Here is an 18,265-nt window from a genome sequence, read left to right as displayed (position 1 = left end):
AAAAACCGGATTAACGTGTGATGTTTTTACGTTTTCCAGGCAGCCTTCATCGGTAAGTACCTGTCTTACAGACTTCAATGCACTTAGTTAAGAAACATCCTAATCGTCCTTTCGCCGATCGCGAGATCTGTTATGGCAGCTAAACTCGATTGATACCCCAATCCGCCGGGCAGCATTTCCTTTCCGCACGCAAGAAGGAGAAGATCATGAAAGCAGTAATTTACAACGGTCCTTATGATGTAAAAGTAAAAGACGTACCGGATGCGAAAATTGTCCGCCCCACGGATGTACTCGTCCGCATCACCACCACCAACATTTGTGGGTCGGACTTGCACATGTATGAGGGCCGGACCAGCTTTGAACAGGGACGGATTCTGGGTCACGAAAACCTGGGTGAAGTGGTCGAAATTGGCTCAGGCGTTGAACGTATTAAGGTGGGCGACTATGTTTGTCTGCCGTTTAACGTGGGATGTGGTTTTTGCGAAAACTGTGAAAAAGGTCTGACCGGCTTTTGTCTCACTACCAATCCGGGTTCGGCAGGCGCAGCTTATGGTTTTGCTGAAATGGGTCCCTGGGAGGGGGGGCAGGCGGAACTGCTTCGGGTGCCATTTGCCGACTTTAACTGCCTTGTTCTTCCCCCTGATGCGGCAGAAAAAGAAGATGATTATGTGATGCTCTCTGACATTTTTCCTACCGGCTGGCATGCAACAGAACTTGCCGGATTGAAGCCTGGTGAAAGCGTGGCCATTTATGGCGCGGGGCCGGTCGGTTTGATGGCAGCTCATTCGGCGATCATTAAAGGTGCTTCACAGGTGTTTGTGGTTGATACGCACACAGACCGGTTGGCTCTGGCTGAAAAAATGGGGGCGACGGGCATCAATGCTACTGGCGATGAAGCTGTACAAAAAATTCTCGACCTGACGGATGGACGCGGTACGGATTGTGGCTGCGAATGTGTTGGCTATCAGTGCTGTAACAAACATGGCCATGAAGATAACTCTGTCACCATGAACAGTCTTGTTGCGTCGACGAAAGCAACCGGGGGAATTGGTGTGGTTGGCGTCTTTATTCCTCAGGATCCGGGGGCTGAATCGGAGCTTGCCAGAGAGGGTAAGATGCCATTTGATTTTGGGAGTTTCTGGTTTAAAGGACAGGCAATCCGTACCGGCCAGGCGAACGTTAAGGCCTATAACCGTCAGCTGTCTCGCCTCATCCATCACGATAAAGCCAGTCCGGGCAAAATAATTTCTCATCGTCTTTCGCTTGAAGAGGCTCCTGCCGGATATAAGCACTTCGATGAGCGGGATGAAGGATGGACGAAGGTTATCCTTAAGCCTTAAATAGAGTTATCCGGTATGAGAAAGCAAAAACCGGGAAAGAATGTATGACTTTTGACAGGGTGCAATAAAATATCCTGTCAGGGCGTTATTATTCATACTTTCAGCTGCCAGGTGATGCTGCCAACTTACTGATTTAGTGTATGATGGTGTTTTTGAGGTGCTCCAGTGGCTTCTGTTTCTATCAGCTGTCCCTCCTGTTCAGCTACTGACGGGGTGGTGCGTAACGGCAAAAGCACCGCCGGACATCAGCGCTATCTCTGCTCTCACTGCCGTAAAACATGGCAACTGCAGTTCACTTACACCGCTTCTCAACCCGGTACGCACCAGAAAATCATTGATATGGCCATGAATGGCGTTGGATGCCGGGCAACCGCCCGCATTATGGGCGTTGGCCTCAACACGATTTTACGTCACTTAAAAAACTCAGGCCGCAGTCGGTAACCTCGCGCATACAGCCGGGCAGTGACGTCATCGTCTGCGCGGAAATGGACGAACAGTGGGGATACGTCGGGGCTAAATCGCGCCAGCGCTGGCTGTTTTACGCGTATGACAGGCTCCGGAAGACGGTTTGCGCACGTATTCGGTGAACGCACTATGGCGACGCTGGGGCGTCTTATGAGCCTGCTGTCACCCTTTGACGTGGTGATATGGATGACGGATGGCTGGCCGCTGTATGAATCCCGCCTGAAGGGAAAGCTGCACGTAATCAGCAAGCGATATACGCAGCGAATTGAGCGGCATAACCTGAATCTGAGGCAGCACCTGGCACGGCTGGGACGGAAGTCGCTGTCGCTCACAAAATCGGTGGAGCTGCATGACAAAGTCATCGGGCATTATCTGAACATAAAACACTATCAATAAGTTGGAGTCATTACCCTTTTTTCAACTTCTGATGGATGCGAGTGATTGAACTCATACATTAATGTTTTCCCACGAAGTCTTTTTTCAGGTAAGCCTTCGCACATATCGGTAAATAGCTTGCCTGCTTTTATTTTTTCTGTCATCGACATGTTCATTTTTAACATTCCGTCCTGATAAGTTGGTCGGATAAGGCGCTCGCGCCGTATCCGACATTAATTTCTTAAGCGACTTCATTCACCTGGCGACGCAGCAGAGAAAGTGGGCCGGGGCCGCTAAGCGTGAACACGGAAATTAAGGTGAAGCCCAGCGCCACCAGACCCAGCACCAGGTAAGCGCCCTGGAAACCGATGCTTTCATACATATTGCCCGCCAGAATAGACATAAAAATCATCGCCAGTTGCTTAAAGAAGCAGAAACAGACCAGATAAATCGTCGCTGAAAAACGCACTTCAAACTGGCTGGTAATATATTTAAAGCAGCCCACCAGCAGGAACGGTACTTCAAACATATGCAGCGTTTTCAGAATAACCACTTCCAGTGCTGAGGTAGCGAACGATGAGCCAATAATACGTACTGACATAATAGTGCCAGCCAGCAGCAGGGCGTTTTTCCCACCGATGCGATTAATGATCAGTGGCGCAAAAAACATAATCGAGGCGTTAAGTAATTCGCCCATTGTCGTTACGTAGCCAAATACCCGCGTACCCTGTTCACCGGTAGCAAAGAACGAAGTAAAGAAATTAGCAAACTGTTGGTCAAAAACATCGTAGGTGCAGGAAACGCCAATAACATACAGTGACAAAAACCACAGTTTTGGCTGTCTGAACAGTTCCAGCGCCAGCTTAAGGCTAAATGCCGAATGGTTGGCACCTACCGCATTGGCAACCGTGGCAGAAGAGGGCGCATCCGTTTTGGCGAAAAAGAGTAAAACGGCGAGGATGAATGCACAGCCAGAACCCAGCCAGAAAACAAACTGATTATTGATGGTGAACATGATGCCGACAATCGAGGCACACAGCGCCCAGCCAACACAGCCAAACATCCGCGCGCGACCATATTCGAAATTACTGCGACGGCTGACTTTCTCGATAAATGCCTCTACTGCTGGCGCACCGGCGTTAAAACAAAAGCCTAGATAAATACCACCAACAATCGATCCTACTAAAATGTTGTATTGTAACAGTGGCCCGAAGATAAAAATAAAGAACGGCGCAAACATCACTAACATGCCGGTAATAATCCACAGCAGGTATTTGCGCAGCCCGAGTTTGTCAGAAAGCAGACCAAACAGCGGTTGGAATAATAGCGAGAACAGAGAAATAGCGGCAAAAATAATACCCGTATCACTTTTGCTGATATGGTTGATGTCATGTAGCCAAATCGGGAAAAACGGGAAGTAGGCTCCCATGATAAAAAAGTAAAAGAAAAAGAATAAACCGAACATCCAAAAGTTTGTGTTTTTTAAATAGTACATAATGGATTTCCTTACGCGAAATACGGGCAGACATGGCCTGCCCGGTTATTATTATTTTTGACACCAGAGCAACTGGTAATGGTAGCTACCGGCGCTAAGGTGGAATTCCGCCGACACTGACGGGCTCCAGGAGTCGTCGCCACCAATCCCCATATGGAAACCGTCGATATTCAGCCATGTGCCTTCTTCCGCGTGCAGCAGATGGCGATGGCTGGTTTCCATCAGTTGCTGTTGACTGTAGCGGCTGATGTTGAACTGGAAGTCGCCGCGCCACTGGTGTGGGCCATAATTCAATTCGCGCGTCCCGCAGCGCAGACCGTTTTCGCTCGGGAAGACGTACGGGGTATACATGTCTGACAATGGCAGATCCCAGCGGTCAAAACAGGCCGCAGTAAGGCGGTCGGGATAGTTTTCTTGCGGCCCTAATCCGAGCCAGTTTACCCGCTCTGCTACCTGCGCCAGCTGGCAGGTCAGGCCAATCCGCGCCGGATGTGGCGTATTGCTCGCCACTTCAACATCAACGGTAATCGCCATTTGACCACTTCCATCAATCCGGTAGGTTTTCCGGCTGATAAATAAGGTTTTCCCCTGATGCTGCCACGCGTGGACCGTGGTAATCAGCACCGCGTCGGCAAGCGTATCTGCCGTGCACTGCAACAACGCTGCTTCGGCCTGGTAATGGCCCGCCGCCTTCCAGCGTTCGACCCAGGCGTTAGGGTCAATGCGGGTCGCTTCACTTACGCCAATGTCGTTATCCAGCGGTGCGCGGGTGAACTGATCGCGCAGCGGCGTCAGCAGTTGTTTTTTATCGCCAATCCACATCTGTGAAAGAAAGCCTGACTGGCGGTTAAATTGCCAACGCTTATTATCCAGCTCGATGCAAAAATCCGTTTCGCTGGTGGTCAGTTGCGGGATGGCGTGGGGCGCGGAGGGGAGTGTCACGCTGAGGTTTTCCGCCAGACGCCACTGCTGCCAGGCGCTGATGTGTCCGGCTGCTGACCATGTGGTCGCGTTCGGTTGCACTACGTGAACCGTTAGCCAGAGTTGTCCGGCGCTCTCCGGCTGCGGTAGTTCAGGCAGTTCAATCAACTGTTTACCTTGTGGAGCGACATCCAGAGGCACTTCACCGCTTGCCAGCGGCTTGCCATCCAGCGCCACCATCCAGTGCAGGAGCTCGTTATCGCTATGACGGAACAGGTATTCGCTGGTCACTTCGATGGTTCGCCCGGATAAACTGAACTGGAAAAACTGCTGCTGGTGTTTTGCTTCCGTCAGCGCCGGATGCGGCGTGCGGTCTGCAAAGACCAGACCGTTCATGCAGAACTGGCGATCATTCGGCGTATCGCCAAAATCACCGCCGTAAGCCGACCACGGATTGCCATTTTCATCATATTTAATCAGCGACTGATCCACCCAGTCCCAGACGAAGCCGCCCTGTAAACGGGGGTACTGACGAAACGCCTGCCAGTATTTAGCGAAGCCGCCAAGACTGTTACCCATCGCGTGGGCGTATTCGCAAAGGATCAGCGGGCGCGTCTCTCCAGGCAACGAAAGCCATTTTTTGATGGACCATTTCGGCACAGCCGGGAAGGGCTGGTCTTCATCCACGCGCGCGTACATCGGGCAAATAATATCGGTTGCGAAGGTGTCGGCTCCGCCGCCTTCATACTGTACCGGGCGGGAAGGATCGACAGATTTGATCCAGCGATAGAGTGCGTCGTGATTAGCGCCGTGGCCTGATTCATTCCCCAGCGACCAGATGATCACACTCGGGTGATTACGATCGCGCTGCACCATTCGCGTTACGCGTTCGCTCATCGCGGGTAGCCAGCGCGGATCATCGGTCAGACGATTCATTGGCACCATGCCGTGGGTTTCAATGTTGGCTTCATCCACCACATACAGGCCGTAGTGGTCGCACAGCGTGTACCACAGCGGATGGTTCGGATAATGCGAACAGCGCACGGCGTTAAAGTTGTTCTGCTTCATCAGCAGGATATCCTGCACCATCGTCTGCTCATCCATGACCTGACCATGCAGAGGATGATGCTCGTGACGGTTAACGCCGCGAATCAGCAACGGCTTGCCGTTCAGCAGCAGCAGACCATTTTCAATCCGCACCTCGCGGAAACCGACATCGCAGGCTTCTGCTTCAATCAGCGTGCCGTCGGCGGTGTGCAGTTCAACCACCGCACGATAGAGATTCGGGATTTCGGCGCTCCACAGTTTCGGGTTTTCGACGTTCAGACGTAGGGTGACGTGATCGGCATAACCACCACGCTCATCGATAATTTCACCGCCGAAAGGCGCGGTGCCGCTGGCGACCTGCGTTTCACCCTGCCACAAAGAAACCGTCACCCGCAGCTCATCGCGCAGCTCGCCGTACATCTGAACGTCTGCCTCCAGTACAGCGCGGCTGAAATCATCATTAAAGTGAGTGGCTACATGGAAATCGCTGATTTGCGTGCTCGGTTTATGCAGCAACGAGACGTCACGGAAAATGCCGCTCATCCGCCACATATCCTGATCTTCCAGATAACTGCCGTCACTCCAGCGCAGCACCATCACCGCGAGGCGGTTTTCTCCGGCGTGTAAAAATGCGCTCAGGTCAAATTCAGACGGCAAACGACTGTCCTGTCCGTAACCGACCCAGCGCCCGTTGCACCACAAATGAAACGCCGAGTTAACACCATCAAAAATAATTCGCGTCTGGCCTTCCTGTAGCCAGCTTTCATCAACATTAAATGTGAGCGAGTAACAACCCGTCGGATTCTCCGTGGGAACATACGGCGGATTGACCGCAATGGGATAGGTCACGTTGGTGTAGATAGGCGCATCGTAACCGTGCATCTGCCAGTTTGAGGGGACGATGACAGTATCGGCGTCAGGAAGATCGCGCTCCAGCCAGCTTTCTGGTACCGCTTCTGGTGCCGGAAACCAGGCAAAGCGCCATTCACCATTCAGGCTGCGCGACTCTTGGGAAGGGCGATCGGTGCGAGCCTCTTCGCTATTACGCCAGCTGGCGAAAGGGGGATGTGCCGCAAGGCGATTAAGTTGGGTAACGCCAGGGTTTTCCCAGTCACGACGTTGTAATACGACGGCCAGTGAATCCGTAATCATTGTCATAGTTGTATCCTGCGTGAATTGTTATCCGCTCACATTTTCGCATAACATACGAGCCGGACACATAGAGTGTAAAGCCTGGGGTGCCTAATGAGTGAGCTGACTCACATTAATTGCGTTGCGCTCACTGCCCGCTTTCAAGTCGGGAAACTTGTCGTGCCAGCTGCATTAAGGAATCTGCCAACGTGCGGGGAGAGGTGGTTTGCGTATTGGGCGCCAGGGTGGTTTTTCTTTTCACCAGTGAGACGGGCAACAGCTGATTGCTCTTCACCGCCTGGCCCTGAGAGAGTTTCAGCAAGCGGTCCACGCTGGTTTGCCCCAGCAGGCGAAAATCCTGTTTGATGGTGGTTAACGGCGGGATATAACACGAGCTGTCTTCGGTATCGTCGTATCCCACTACCGAGATATCCGCACCAACGCGCAACCCGGACTCGGTAATGGCGCGCATTGCGCCCAGCGCCATCTGATCGTTGGCAACCAGCATCGCAGTGGGAACGATGCCCTCATTTAGCATTTGCATGGTTTGTTGAAAACCGGACATGGCACTCCAGTCGCCTTCCCGTTCCGCTATCGGATGAATTTGATTGCGAGTGAGATATTTATGCCAGCCCGCCAGACGCAGACGCGCCGAGACAGAACTTAATGGGCCCGCTAACAGCGCGATTTGCTGGTGACCCAATGCGACCAGATGCTCCACGCCCAGTCGCGTACCGTCTTCATGGGAGAAAATAATACTGTTGATGGGAGTCTGGTCAGAGACATCAAGAAATAACGCCGGAACATTAGCGCAGGCAGCTTCCACAGCAATGGCATCCTGGTCATCCAGCGGATAGTTAATGATCAGCCCACTGACGCGTTGCGCGAGAAGATTGTGCACCGCCGCTTTACAGGCTTCGACGCCGCTTCGTTCTACCATCGACACCACCACGCTGGCACCCAGTTGATCGGCGCGAGATTTAATCGCCGCGACAATTTGCGACGGCGCGTGCAGGGCCAGACTGGAGGTAGCAACGCCAATCAGCAACGACTGTTTCCCCGCCAGTTGTTGTGCCACGCGGTTGGGAATGTAGTTCAGCTGCGCCATCGCCGCTTCCACCTTTTCCCGCGTTTTCGCAGAGACGTGGCTGGCCTGGTTCACCACGCGGGAAACGGTCTGATAAGAGACACCGGCATACTCTGCGACATCGTATAGCGTTACTGGTTTCACATTTACCACCCTGAATTGACTCTCTTCGGGTGCTATCATGCCATACCACGAAATGTTTTGCGCCATTCGGAGGGGGCACGCCGAAGTGAGATTCAAAATGCCGACGTCAGTTCACAGGTGGGTAATGATACCAACGTGTTGATTTCGTATTTTCACTGACACCAGGATCATCCTGATGTTACAAGGATTGAATGACTACAGATTAAAATAGTCATCAACAGGTTGACAGCATTACCGTTTTTTTCGTCTCATTTTTATCGTATTCGGGTGTCTGTCTGTACCATGCAGACGCTCGCTTTTTGTAATGCCAGCTAAAGAAACAGGCTTAACGTAGGATATTTAATGAGATGGTCACTCCCTCCTTCCCGGTACTATGCTGAGGACAGGCTTTCATTCGGAGAACTATCATGGAAAACATTGCGCTCATTGGTATCGATCTGGGTAAAAACTCTTTCCATATTCATTGCCAGGATCGTCGCGGGAAGGCTGTTTACCGTAAAAAATTTACCCGGCCAAAGTTGATCGAATTTTTGGCGACATGCCCCGCTACAACCATCGCAATGGAAGCCTGTGGCGGTTCTCACTTTATGGCACGCAAGTTGGAAGAGTTGGGGCATTCCCCAAAGCTGATATCACCACAATTTGTCCGCCCGTTCGTTAAAAGCAATAAAAACGACTTTGTCGACGCCGAAGCTATTTGTGAAGCTGCATCGCGTCCGTCTATGCGTTTTGTGCAGCCCAGAACGGAATCTCAGCAGGCAATGCGGGCTCTGCATCGTGTCCGTGAATCCCTGGTTCAGGATAAGGTAAAAACAACCAATCAAATGCATGCTTTTCTGCTGGAATTTGGCATTAGCGTTCCCCGAGGAGCTGCCGTTATTAGCCGACTGAGTACCATTCTTGAGGATAATAGTTTGCCTCTTTACCTCAGCCAGTTATTGCTGAAATTACAACAGCATTATCACTATCTTGTTGAGCAGATTAAAGATTTGGAATCCCAGTTGAAACGAAAGTTGGACGAAGATGAGGTTGGACAGCGCTTGCTGAGCATTCCCTGCGTCGGAACACTGACAGCGAGTACTATTTCAACTGAGATTGGCGACGGGAAGCAGTACGCCAGCAGCCGTGACTTTGCGGCGGCAACAGGGCTTGTACCTCGGCAGTACAGCACGGGAGGTAGGACGACATTGCTGGGAATTAGTAAGCGAGGTAATAAAAAGATCCGAACTTTGTTGGTTCAATGTGCCAGGGTATTCATACAAAAACTGGAACACCAGTCTGGCAAATTGGCCGATTGGGTCAGGGATTTACTGTGCCGGAAAAGCAACTTTGTCGTCACTTGTGCTCTGGCAAACAAGCTGGCCAGAATAGCCTGGGCCCTAACGGCACGACAGCAAACTTATGTAGCATAACGGCAGAAATACACCGGTTTAAAGAATTACTGATCTGGTTTTGCGAATACTGATATTGATGATACTAACGGCCCACCGGCCTGTTGAGGAACCTGTAAAACGGAAAGGCTCATTGAAGCCGTATATTTTCTGGAGGTTCATCAGGCGCGGAACTCATCAAGGCGCGGGAATAAAATCCCATTCAGACGCCGGATAGATTCAAGCAAGCCAACTTGTCGTCAAAATCGGTGTTGCAAAAACGGGAGTGACCATAGATTCCGTTTGCCAAGCGGCCCCCATATTGAATGGCTGACGGTACTGGATTTCGATGAGATAAAAATAGACCGTATTTTTATTGCCAATATTGATGACCCGGTGAAGCGAGCGCTACTTGTTTCTGTGGTGAAAGGGTTACGTGGTACTGGCAAACCACTGGTGTTTGAAGGGGTGGAAACGCCAGGACAGTTTGAATTCGTCCGTTCTCTTGGCCCCGGTTACCTAGTTCAGGGCTGGTATACCGGAAAACCCGAAACAATATCTGCGATGAATATTCAGGGTTAAAACGATACGGGGCCCGGCCCGTATCGGCAACCCGACCCGTCAGCGTATCGCTTTCTGTCTGAAGCCGGTTCAGGTCGGCTTCTATCTGCGCGATGCGGCGGGAGATTTATTCAGAACGACTGCCGAAGTTCATCCGGCGAATCTTATCCAGCTGCGCCTGCAGATGGTCTATTTCGCGCTCCCGGTCGGCCTGCTTTTCCAGCAGGGCGCGGTTCAGCGCTTCCTGTTCGGACAGGCGCTGTTTCAGCAGAAGGATGTCGTCAGGGGGAGGTGTTGTTCATAAGCCCGCATTTTACCAGGCTTATTCAACGACAACCAGGATAAAGAGGCCTACAACATGGTCAGGGACGTAAGCAGTCTTTTAGGCTGCCGCCAGTCGATGCCTTCCAGAAGCATTGCCAGCTGCGCCGGGGTCAGGAACACTTTGCCATCGCGGGCAGAGGGCCAGGCGAAGCGGCCGCGTTCCAGCCGTTTGGTCAGCAGGCACAGCCCGTCGCCGGTGGACCACAGCAGTTTGACCTTACTGCCGCTGCGGCCCCGGAAGATGAAGACATGGCCGGATATCGGGTCATCTTTCAGCATCGTCTGCACCTTTGCGGCGAGACCATTGAAGCCGTTGCGCATGTCGGTGATACCGGCAACCAGCCAGATTTTGGTGCCTGTTGGCAGGTGGTTATCACTTCCTTTATCTGTCCTGTGATGATCCTTATGACTTCGCCAGACTACTTCACCACACACATGGGTCTGCCAGATACCGGTTCGGGATGGATTTCCGCTTCTACGCTGAACACCGTCTTTAGAAGCTCTGGTTTCATCACTGCTTCCGGAGCACCTTGCGCCATCACGCGACCGCTTGCCAGTACCACCAGATGATCGCAATAGCGGCTGGCCTGATTCAGATCGTGGAGTACCGTCACTACGGTTTTCCCCTGCCTTTTGAGTTCAACCATCAGGCGCATCAGTTCAACCTGATGATTGATATCGAGGTAGGTCGTAGGCTCATCAAGAAGAATGAGTGGGGTATCCTGTGCCAGCACCATCGCCAGAAACGCACGCTGGCGCTGGCCGCCGGAAAGCTGGGTTAACCTGCGGTCAGCCAGATTGCGCGTCCGGGTCTGACTCATTGCCACGTTGACCCGCTCGTTGTCTTCCGCGGAGAGTCGCCCCCACAACGACAGCCACGGGCTGCGGCCGTAGGAAACCAGTTCCCGTACAGTGATCCCCTCGGGGGATAAATGGTGTTGCGGCAGTAAAGCCAGGCGGCGAGCCAGCTGGCGGGCGGAAAAACCGGCTATGGGTTTTTCATCAAGCAATATCTCGCCAGAGTCTGGTGTTAACAGGCGAGAAAAACAGTTCAACAGCGTCGATTTCCCGCAACCGTTAGGGCCGAGCAGGGCCGTGATTTTTCCGGCAGGCAGGGCGAGAGAAAGTCCATCCAGCACGGTTTGTGCGCCATAGCTGACGGTCAGATTTTCAGTACGTAATCTCATTTATCGCATTCTCACAAGCAGCCAGACAAACCACGGTGCGCCGATAATGGCGGTCAGCACGCCTGCCGGAAGCTCCAGCGGCGGATGAATGATTCGTGCCAGCAGATCGGCAATGACCAGCAACAACGCGCCCGTCAGGGCCGAAACGGGCATCAGCCAGCGGTGACGCCCGCCGGCGATCCTGCGCACCATGTGCGGCACGACGAGACCAATAAAACTTATCGGGCCACAGACGGCCACGCCGGTTGCTGTCATCGCGACAGCCAGCATCAGCCCCTGGAACCGGGTGCGCTGAACCGACACGCCGAGCGTGGCTGCTCGTGCATCGCCCAGCGCCAGCAGGTCGAGATCGCGACAAAAGCGCAGGCTCAGCGGCAAAAACAGAATGAGCAACGGCACGGCAATCTTCACAAAGTGCCAGTCGCGCCCCCATAAGCTACCCGTCAGCCACAGCAGGGCACTGTTTACATCCTGCGGGTGCAGGAGCATCAGGTAATCCGTCAGGCTCGCCCAGCAGGCGGAAAGCGCCACGCCGGTGAGCGCCAGCTTCATCGGCTGGTGGGTCTTTGCCAGCATCTTCAGCAAGATCAACCCCGCCATACCGCCCGCAAAGGCCAGCAGCGGCAGCACCATCACGGATAGTGATGGCATAAGAAGCAGTGCTCCCACAGAGGCAAGGCTGGCGGCATGGTTAATGCCGAGAATATCCGGTGATGCTAGCGGGTTACGCACAATCCCCTGTACCAGCACGCCCGCCACGGCGAGGGCTGCACCGACAAACAGTGCCAGCAGCAAGCGCGGCAGTCGGTACTCCATCAATACATAATAATGCTCGCGTCCGTCCTGCCAGTCGGTCAGCAGCGCGCGCCACGGCACGGGGATCACCCCCATATGGAGTGATAACAGCGCACAACCTGCCAGGGCAAGGGTGATGAAAATGACCAGCGCAATTTTCATCCTCGCCTCCTCACCAGCCAGACAAAGCAAGGACTGCCAATCAGCGCCAGCACTGCGCCTGCGGGCAGATCGCCGGGGAAGGCCAGCGCGCGTGCGAGTACATCTGCCATCAGCATCAGCGTGGCCCCCAGCAGCATGCTCACCGGCAGTACGTTGCGCTGATCGAAGCCTGCCCAGAAGCGCGCCAGATGTGGCACCAGCAGGCCGATAAACGCCACCGGACCTGCCACACTGACGCACGCGCCAACCAGAAGCAGCACTAACATATTGATGATCAAACGTAGTCTCGGCAGGTTCACTCCCAGCGTATGGGCGGTACTGTCGCTGACGTTGAGCAGGTTCAGTTGATTCGCCAGCAGCAACACGACAGGGACTGCAGTGACCACCACCGGCAAGAGCTGCCAGACATCCTGCCAGTGGGCGTGGGACACTCCGCCTGCCAGCCAGTAAAAGATGCCGTAAGCATGATCTTCGGCCAGCAGCAGGGTGATGCGGGTCAGGGCCATACAAAAGGCCGACAGCGCGATACCCGCGAGGATCAGTTTGTTTCTGTCCTGGGTATGACGAAACCCGCCTCCTGCGGTCATGACCAGCAGCCAGCTCACGCCGCCCCCGCATGCCGCGATGAACGACAGGGAATAGCCTGCAACCGGCGTCGGACTCAGCGCGCTGGTAAGCGCCATAGCCAGCGCCGCGCCGCTGTTAATGCCGAGCAGTGAAGGAGAGGCCATTGGGTTGTGGGTCAGGGTTTGCAGCAGCGTGCCCGCGAGCGCCAGGCTTGCGCCGATCAGAACGGCGACCAGGCTTCGCGGCAAACGAAGGTTTTGCACCAGCGCTTCTGGTAGCGTTGGCGTGTGTCCAGGCAGCAGGGCGCGGATTGCGTCTGCTCCGGAAACAGGAATGGCCGAGTAGCAAAACAGACTCAGCCAGAAAATAATAATAAGTACTGCAACGGGAAGCCCCCACAGCAGCACCGGGTGTTTTAGCGCGGTCATTTCACATCGGTAAGCGGCTGATGGTGGAAGATTTTTACCGTGTCAGCGGCAATACGCTCTGCGGCAAAAATACCGCGCATCCGCGCCCAGGCGTTACTGTCGACTGAAGCAACCTGCTGCTTCTGCGCGGCGGTTAATATCTGCCAGAGCGGATCTTGTTGCCAGCGTTTAACAATGCTCTCTTCGCGATAGTGGGCAACCAGCAGCCAGGCAGGATTGACCGCCAGCAGTTGCTCCAGGCCGATGGACGGCATGGACGCGCCCGCCATCGCAGCGGGAACGTTCAGCCCCAGAGAAGCCAGCACGCTGCCGGTCCAGGTCTCCTGGGTATGCAGGTTGAATAGCTGTTCGCGTGATGTGCCAAAGGCCACGCGTGTCCCTGTGGGAAGCTGGCTGGACCACTGCGCCATCTTCTCTTTATGTTGTTCCAGACGCGCCTGCATCTCTCGTTTTTTACCTACCACTTCGCCGATGATAGCCGCTGAGTGCAAATTTTCAGCGTAGGTTTCGTTGCGGGACTTAAGCAGCAGTACCGGCGCGATTTGCTGCAAGGCAGTGTAAATCCCCGCATGGCGACTGCTGTCGGCAATGATCAGGTCTGGTTTCAGGGCAGCAATGGCTTCCAGGCTCGGCTGCGCGCGCGTTCCGACGGACTGCCACGGTTTCAGGTGCGCACGCACTTCGGGCAGGATGCGTTTTGCATCGTTATCGTCGGCAATACCGATCGGGCTGACGTCCACGGCGGCCAGCGCATCGGCGAACGAGAGTTCCAGCACCACAATCCGTTGTGGCGTTTTATCGAGTGTAAACGTGCCGTGTTCGTCCTGAACCGTGGCGGCAAAGGCGTGGCCGATCACCAGCAGCAGGCCTGCAAAAAGAAAACGGATAAATGCCAACATAGTCACATTCCAGCTAAAAGCCCGGCAAGCCGGGCGTTAACACATCAGAACTTCAACGACCCCTGCATATACAGCGTGCGCGGCTGGCCTGCGTAGATGCCTTTGTTGTTGTCGTCATAAGAGCGGATGAAGTAGTCCTGGTCGAAGATGTTTTTCACACCGAACGCCAGGTTCAGATCTGCCATCTGCGGGCCAAAGTCATACGCCACGCGTGCGCCCCAGAGCATGAAGCCGGGAATGCGGCCGGTACTGCCGTCGGCGCTCTCTTTCACCGTATTGGCGTTATCCGCAAACTGGCTGGACTGGAAATCGCTGTTCAGATTGAACGTCCAGTTGCCCGGCTTGTAGTCCACGCCCAGCGTGCCTTTATGTTTCGGGGAGAATGGCACCTGATTGCCATAGGTGTCGCCTTTCTCGCGGATTTCCGCGTTCACATACGCATAGCTGGCGTAGACGGAAACGTTATCAAGCGTTGGCGTTAGCGTACCCAGGTCGTAACGTGCCTGCGTTTCCAGCCCGGTATGGCGCGTTTTGCCACGTGCAGTGACGGTGTCGTTGGTCTGGTTGGAGTCGTACTGATTGTTAAAGTTAATCAGGAACAGCCCCATTTCCGCCGTCAGCGCGCCGTCATCGTAGCGGGTACCGAGTTCCCAGGTTCGCGCTTTTTCCGGTTCCACATTGCCGCTTTGCACAGCCTTGCCAATCTGGCTGTACTGTACGGTGCCGAACGAGCCTTCAGTGTTTGCATAAAGATTCCAGCTATCAGTCAGGTGATAGAGCACGTTCAACGCCGGAAGCGGTGCGTTATAGCTCACCTCTTCGTGCGTGCCTTTGATGGCGTTGTTCTGGTATGACTCGATATGTTCGAAACGCATACCCGGCGTGATGGTCCAGTTGCCGATGTCGATTTTGTCATCCAGATACCAGGCGTGCGCCTCGGTGCCGGAACGCGTGTCGCGGTCGTAAGGGCTTGAGCCGGACGGCAACTGCCCGCTGCTGGTGGCGGTGTAGTAACGCATTTCATGCGTTGATTCATTCACATAGCGATAGCCCACGCCCACTTCGTGCGCGGAAGGGCCGATCATAAAGCTCTGGCTGTAGCGTGGCTCAATACCGCGCACCCAGTAGATACGCGGCGAGAGGGTGATGCGTTTGCCTTGCTCCAGGTAGCCGCTGCGCAGGGTTTGGGTGTAGAACCCCTGAATGTTGAATTTATGCTGGCTGTCCGGCTGGAACTGGTAGCCCAGGCTCGCCAGCTTGCGACGGCCCCAGAAGCGGTCATACGGGCGGGTGGATTGCCAGCGATCGGCGTCGTAATCCGCGCGGGACAGGCCGCCGGGCATGTCGGCTTCACCATCGTAATATTGCAGCAGGCTGTTGAAGGTGTGCACCTCATTCGGCGCATATTTGCTTTTCAGCATCAGGTCGTCGATGCGGGTGGCGCTGTGCTCGCGCCAGTCACTGCCGCGCGTGCCGGAGTAGAGCAGCGCGGTGCCAAAACCGTTGTCCGCTGTGCCGCCCACCATCAGGTTGTGCGTCTCTTTCGGGTTGTTTTGTGAAGAGGTTGGGCTGAGCTGACCTTCCACCCCCGCCTCGATACCAAAGTCCTGCGGAATGGCGCGGGTAACAAAGTTCACCACGCCGCCCACGCTCTGCGGTCCGTAACGCACCGCACCACCACCGCGCACCACGTCAATGGCATCCATGTTGCCGAGCGAAACGGGAGCCAGTGAAAGCTGCGGCTGACCGTAAGGGGCAAAGGGGACGGGGATGCCGTCCATCAGGACGGTCGAGCGGCTGGCGAGGCGTGGGTTCAGGCCCCGGATGCCAAAGTTCATCGCCAGGTCGTGGCTGCCGGTGCCGTTGTTTTCCGGCGCGCTGACGCCAGGGATGCGGTTAAGCACCTCACGCATGGTGGTTGCGCCGGTTTTGGCGAAATCCTCACGGCGGATCACGTCACGCGCGCCAGCATGTTCAAATACGTCGTTTTCACGCGCATCGCCCAGCCAGTCGCCGACCACGGTCAGGGCATCTTCTTTTGGCGCGGGCGCGGTCTCCAGCGTCCAGCTGTTATTTCTCAGCGGTTTTACCTGCAGTCCGCTGCCGTCCAGCAGTTGTTGCAGGCCGCTCTCGACGTCGTAATCTCCGTGCAGGCCGTTGCTCTGCTTGCCGCGCGTCAGGCTGGCGTCAACCGAGAGGGTAATTCCGCTGTGTGCGGCATACTGATTGAGCGCTTTGTCGAGCGATCCCGGTGCGATATCAACCTGTGCAGCAAAAGCGGAAAACGAGAGACCGGCCAGCGGCAGCAGGCTCAGGCGAATGGCGTTAACCAAAGGTGTTGTTTTACGAAAAACGCGTAACGGCGTCATACCTTCTCCATCATCATTTTTGTTGTGTTCAGCTATGAGTCGAACGAGAAGGGTAAAAAGGACAATCGAAATGAGAATTATTTTTCTTACAGCGGTGAAATGTTTATCCAGTACCGCGTAATAGACTGAATTTTAACGGGAAGCGTTTGAGCGATAACGTTCAGGATCGCATCGGTATTTTTCAGCGGGAACGTCCCGCTCAGGCGCAGCCCGGCAACGGCGGGATCGCAGCGCAGCACGCCGTTGCGGTAACGGCTTAGCGTGGCTATCACCTCACCCAGCGGTTTATCGCTGAAGCTCAGGATGCCCTTCGTCCAGCTTGTACTCTCGTCATCCAGCGGTTTCACTGCGCCAAACTCAGAGGCGCTGAACTGCAGGCTTTCACCAGCGTTCACGATGCGTTTTTGCGCGGGGGCACTGGCGAGAAGCACTTCCACGGCGTGCTGCTGCACGTCAAGCTGCGTGAAATTATCCTGCTGGCGGACGGTAAATTCTGTCCCTAAAGCGGTGAGTTGGCCCTGACGGGTCAGGACGCGGAAGGGGCGTTGCTGCGCATCTTTCGCGGTAGTAATGGCGATTTCACCGTACCAGAGCCGGACGGTGCGCTGATGCGCATCAAAACGCACATCCGCCGCGCTTTGGGTATTCAGCGTGAGCAGGGAGTCATCTTCCAGTTGCTGACGGCTGACTGCGCCTTTGGCGGTGCGGTAATCTGCCCGCAGACCTTCGCCGGTTTCCGACTGCCAGAGTTGCCAGCCTCCGCCAGCGCCGAGCAACAGCAGTAATCCTTTCATCACGTGACGGCGGGTGAGGCGGGTATCGTGCAGCGCCCGGCTGGCAACGTCGCCAGGCACACCGCCAAGCTGGTTGCGCAGGTTTTCAACCTGCTGCCAGGCCCACTGGTTATCCTGATCCTGTTCATACCACTGTTGCCAGCGCGCTTCCTGTTGTGGGCTGACGCGCTCGCCGCTTAGCACGGCATACCAGTGGGAAGCTGAACGCAGCGCCTGACGGCGGGAATCGGTTAACGAAGGATTCATAACCCATGCTCCAGACGAAACAGCAGGCAGTGCTCGACGGCTTTCGCCACGTATTTTTTCACGGAGCTGACGGAAACACCGAGTTTGTGCGCAATCTCGCTGTATGTCAGGCCATCCAGTTGCGAAAGCAGAAACGCTTCACGTGTTTTTCCGTTTAGCCCGTCCAGCATGCTGTCGACGAGTTGTAGGGTCTCGAGCTGGCTTTCGCGTTCCTCAGGTGAAGGCGCTACCCCCTCCGGCATAAGCGCCAGCATCTCCAGATACGCTTTTTCCAGCGCGTTTCGGCGAAACAGGTCCACCATCACGCGTTTGGCGATAGTGCACAGGAAAGAGCGAGGATCGCGGATCGTCGAGAGCGTTTCGCTGCTCATTACCCGCAAAAAAGTGTCCTGGGCAATGTCATCTGCATCAAAGGCAGACTGGAGTTTGCGCGTCAGCCAACTTTTCAACCAGCCGTGATGGGTGCCATAAAGCGACTCGAACGTTAAGGAAGCTGTGGAAGTGGCACGGTCAGACATGCGGAGTGCATCAAAAGTTAATTATCACGTAGCCATATTA

15 protein-coding genes and 3 pseudogenes are annotated in these 18,265 nt (G+C 54.7%); 5 read left to right on the top strand and 13 right to left on the bottom strand.

Annotation, left to right across the window (positions count from 1 at the left end; translation table 11 throughout):
• Positions 1-206 precede the first annotated feature (206 nt).
• From ACQG19_RS20860 to ACQG19_RS20850, 3 genes and pseudogenes are all read left to right on the top strand, one after another.
• Positions 207-1,340 carry a glutathione-independent formaldehyde dehydrogenase gene (locus ACQG19_RS20860; RefSeq protein ID WP_017384068.1) on the top strand — a complete coding sequence of 378 codons (1,134 nt, stop codon included), beginning with the start codon at positions 207-209 and terminating at the stop codon, positions 1,338-1,340.
• A gap of 165 nt (positions 1,341-1,505) precedes the next feature.
• Positions 1,506-1,781 carry an IS1-like element transposase gene (locus ACQG19_RS20855; RefSeq protein ID WP_000179213.1) on the top strand — a complete coding sequence of 92 codons (276 nt, stop codon included), beginning with the start codon at positions 1,506-1,508 and terminating at the stop codon, positions 1,779-1,781.
• A pseudogene (locus ACQG19_RS20850) lies at positions 1,700-2,201 on the top strand (IS1 family transposase). The gene ACQG19_RS20855 and the pseudogene ACQG19_RS20850 overlap by 82 nt, the downstream one beginning before the upstream one ends.
• A gap of 14 nt (positions 2,202-2,215) precedes the next feature.
• Here ACQG19_RS20850 and ACQG19_RS20845 read toward each other — a convergent pair.
• The 4 genes and pseudogenes from ACQG19_RS20845 to lacI form a co-directional block, all read right to left on the bottom strand.
• A pseudogene (locus ACQG19_RS20845) lies at positions 2,216-2,356 on the bottom strand (maltose acetyltransferase domain-containing protein); the annotation flags it as partial.
• Positions 2,357-2,421: 65 nt separating this feature from the next.
• Complete coding sequence (lacY, locus tag ACQG19_RS20840) at positions 2,422-3,675, bottom strand: lactose permease (RefSeq protein WP_003846917.1); 1,254 nt, start codon at positions 3,673-3,675, stop codon at positions 2,422-2,424.
• A 51-nt stretch (positions 3,676-3,726) separates the two neighbouring features.
• Complete coding sequence (lacZ, locus tag ACQG19_RS20835; RefSeq protein ID WP_007894989.1) at positions 3,727-6,801, bottom strand: beta-galactosidase; 3,075 nt, start codon at positions 6,799-6,801, stop codon at positions 3,727-3,729.
• A 121-nt stretch (positions 6,802-6,922) separates the two neighbouring features.
• On the bottom strand, positions 6,923-8,005 hold the full coding sequence (lacI, locus tag ACQG19_RS20830; protein ID WP_007851507.1) for a DNA-binding transcriptional repressor LacI: 1,083 nt from the start codon (positions 8,003-8,005) through the stop codon (positions 6,923-6,925).
• A gap of 407 nt (positions 8,006-8,412) precedes the next feature.
• Here lacI and ACQG19_RS20825 point away from each other — a divergent pair, with 407 nt between their 5' ends.
• Positions 8,413-9,417 (top strand): IS110-like element IS4321 family transposase, encoded by a 1,005-nt coding sequence (locus ACQG19_RS20825; protein ID WP_000427623.1) that lies wholly within the window; start codon positions 8,413-8,415, stop codon positions 9,415-9,417.
• Between the two features lie 261 nt (positions 9,418-9,678).
• Positions 9,679-9,957 (top strand): EAL domain-containing protein, encoded by a 279-nt coding sequence (locus ACQG19_RS20820; RefSeq protein WP_007898884.1) that lies wholly within the window; start codon positions 9,679-9,681, stop codon positions 9,955-9,957.
• Between the two features lie 22 nt (positions 9,958-9,979).
• On the opposite strand, the pseudogene ACQG19_RS20815 reads toward ACQG19_RS20820, so the two are convergent.
• From ACQG19_RS20815 to fecI, 9 genes and pseudogenes are all read right to left on the bottom strand, one after another.
• Positions 9,980-10,238 (bottom strand): annotated as a pseudogene (locus ACQG19_RS20815) (IS66 family transposase); the annotation flags it as partial.
• Positions 10,239-10,287: 49 nt separating this feature from the next.
• Complete coding sequence (gene tnpB / locus ACQG19_RS20810; protein ID WP_028018554.1) at positions 10,288-10,626, bottom strand: IS66 family insertion sequence element accessory protein TnpB; 339 nt, start codon at positions 10,624-10,626, stop codon at positions 10,288-10,290.
• A gap of 53 nt (positions 10,627-10,679) precedes the next feature.
• Entirely contained in the window at positions 10,680-11,447 is a 768-nt protein-coding gene (fecE, locus tag ACQG19_RS20805; RefSeq protein WP_004152282.1) for a Fe(3+) dicitrate ABC transporter ATP-binding protein FecE, read from the bottom strand.
• A complete protein-coding gene (fecD, locus tag ACQG19_RS20800) occupies positions 11,448-12,404 on the bottom strand; it encodes a Fe(3+) dicitrate ABC transporter permease subunit FecD (protein ID WP_004118246.1) in 957 nt (318 codons plus the stop codon).
• Positions 12,401-13,399, bottom strand: a complete 999-nt coding sequence (gene fecC, locus ACQG19_RS20795; RefSeq protein ID WP_004118243.1) for an iron-dicitrate ABC transporter permease FecC — start codon at positions 13,397-13,399, stop codon at positions 12,401-12,403. The genes fecD and fecC overlap by 4 nt, the downstream gene beginning before the upstream one ends.
• Complete coding sequence (gene fecB, locus ACQG19_RS20790) at positions 13,396-14,298, bottom strand: Fe(3+) dicitrate ABC transporter substrate-binding protein FecB (protein ID WP_007898890.1); 903 nt, start codon at positions 14,296-14,298, stop codon at positions 13,396-13,398. The genes fecC and fecB overlap by 4 nt, the downstream gene beginning before the upstream one ends.
• Before the next feature lie 44 nt (positions 14,299-14,342).
• A complete protein-coding gene (gene fecA / locus ACQG19_RS20785) occupies positions 14,343-16,667 on the bottom strand; it encodes a TonB-dependent Fe(3+) dicitrate receptor FecA (protein ID WP_022652364.1) in 2,325 nt (774 codons plus the stop codon).
• Positions 16,668-16,753: 86 nt separating this feature from the next.
• On the bottom strand, positions 16,754-17,707 hold the full coding sequence (gene fecR, locus ACQG19_RS20780; protein WP_023304425.1) for a ferric citrate uptake sigma factor regulator FecR: 954 nt from the start codon (positions 17,705-17,707) through the stop codon (positions 16,754-16,756).
• Positions 17,704-18,225 (bottom strand): RNA polymerase sigma factor FecI, encoded by a 522-nt coding sequence (gene fecI, locus ACQG19_RS20775; protein WP_016151347.1) that lies wholly within the window; start codon positions 18,223-18,225, stop codon positions 17,704-17,706. The genes fecR and fecI overlap by 4 nt, the downstream gene beginning before the upstream one ends.
• Between the last annotated feature and the right edge of the window lie 40 nt (positions 18,226-18,265).

It is taken from the genome of Enterobacter cloacae complex sp. 277I4 (assembly GCF_050031465.1).
GTDB lineage: Bacteria > Pseudomonadota > Gammaproteobacteria > Enterobacterales > Enterobacteriaceae > Enterobacter > Enterobacter cloacae.
Note: the sequence above shows the minus strand (reverse complement) of the source record. Positions and strands in the feature narration are given on the sequence as shown.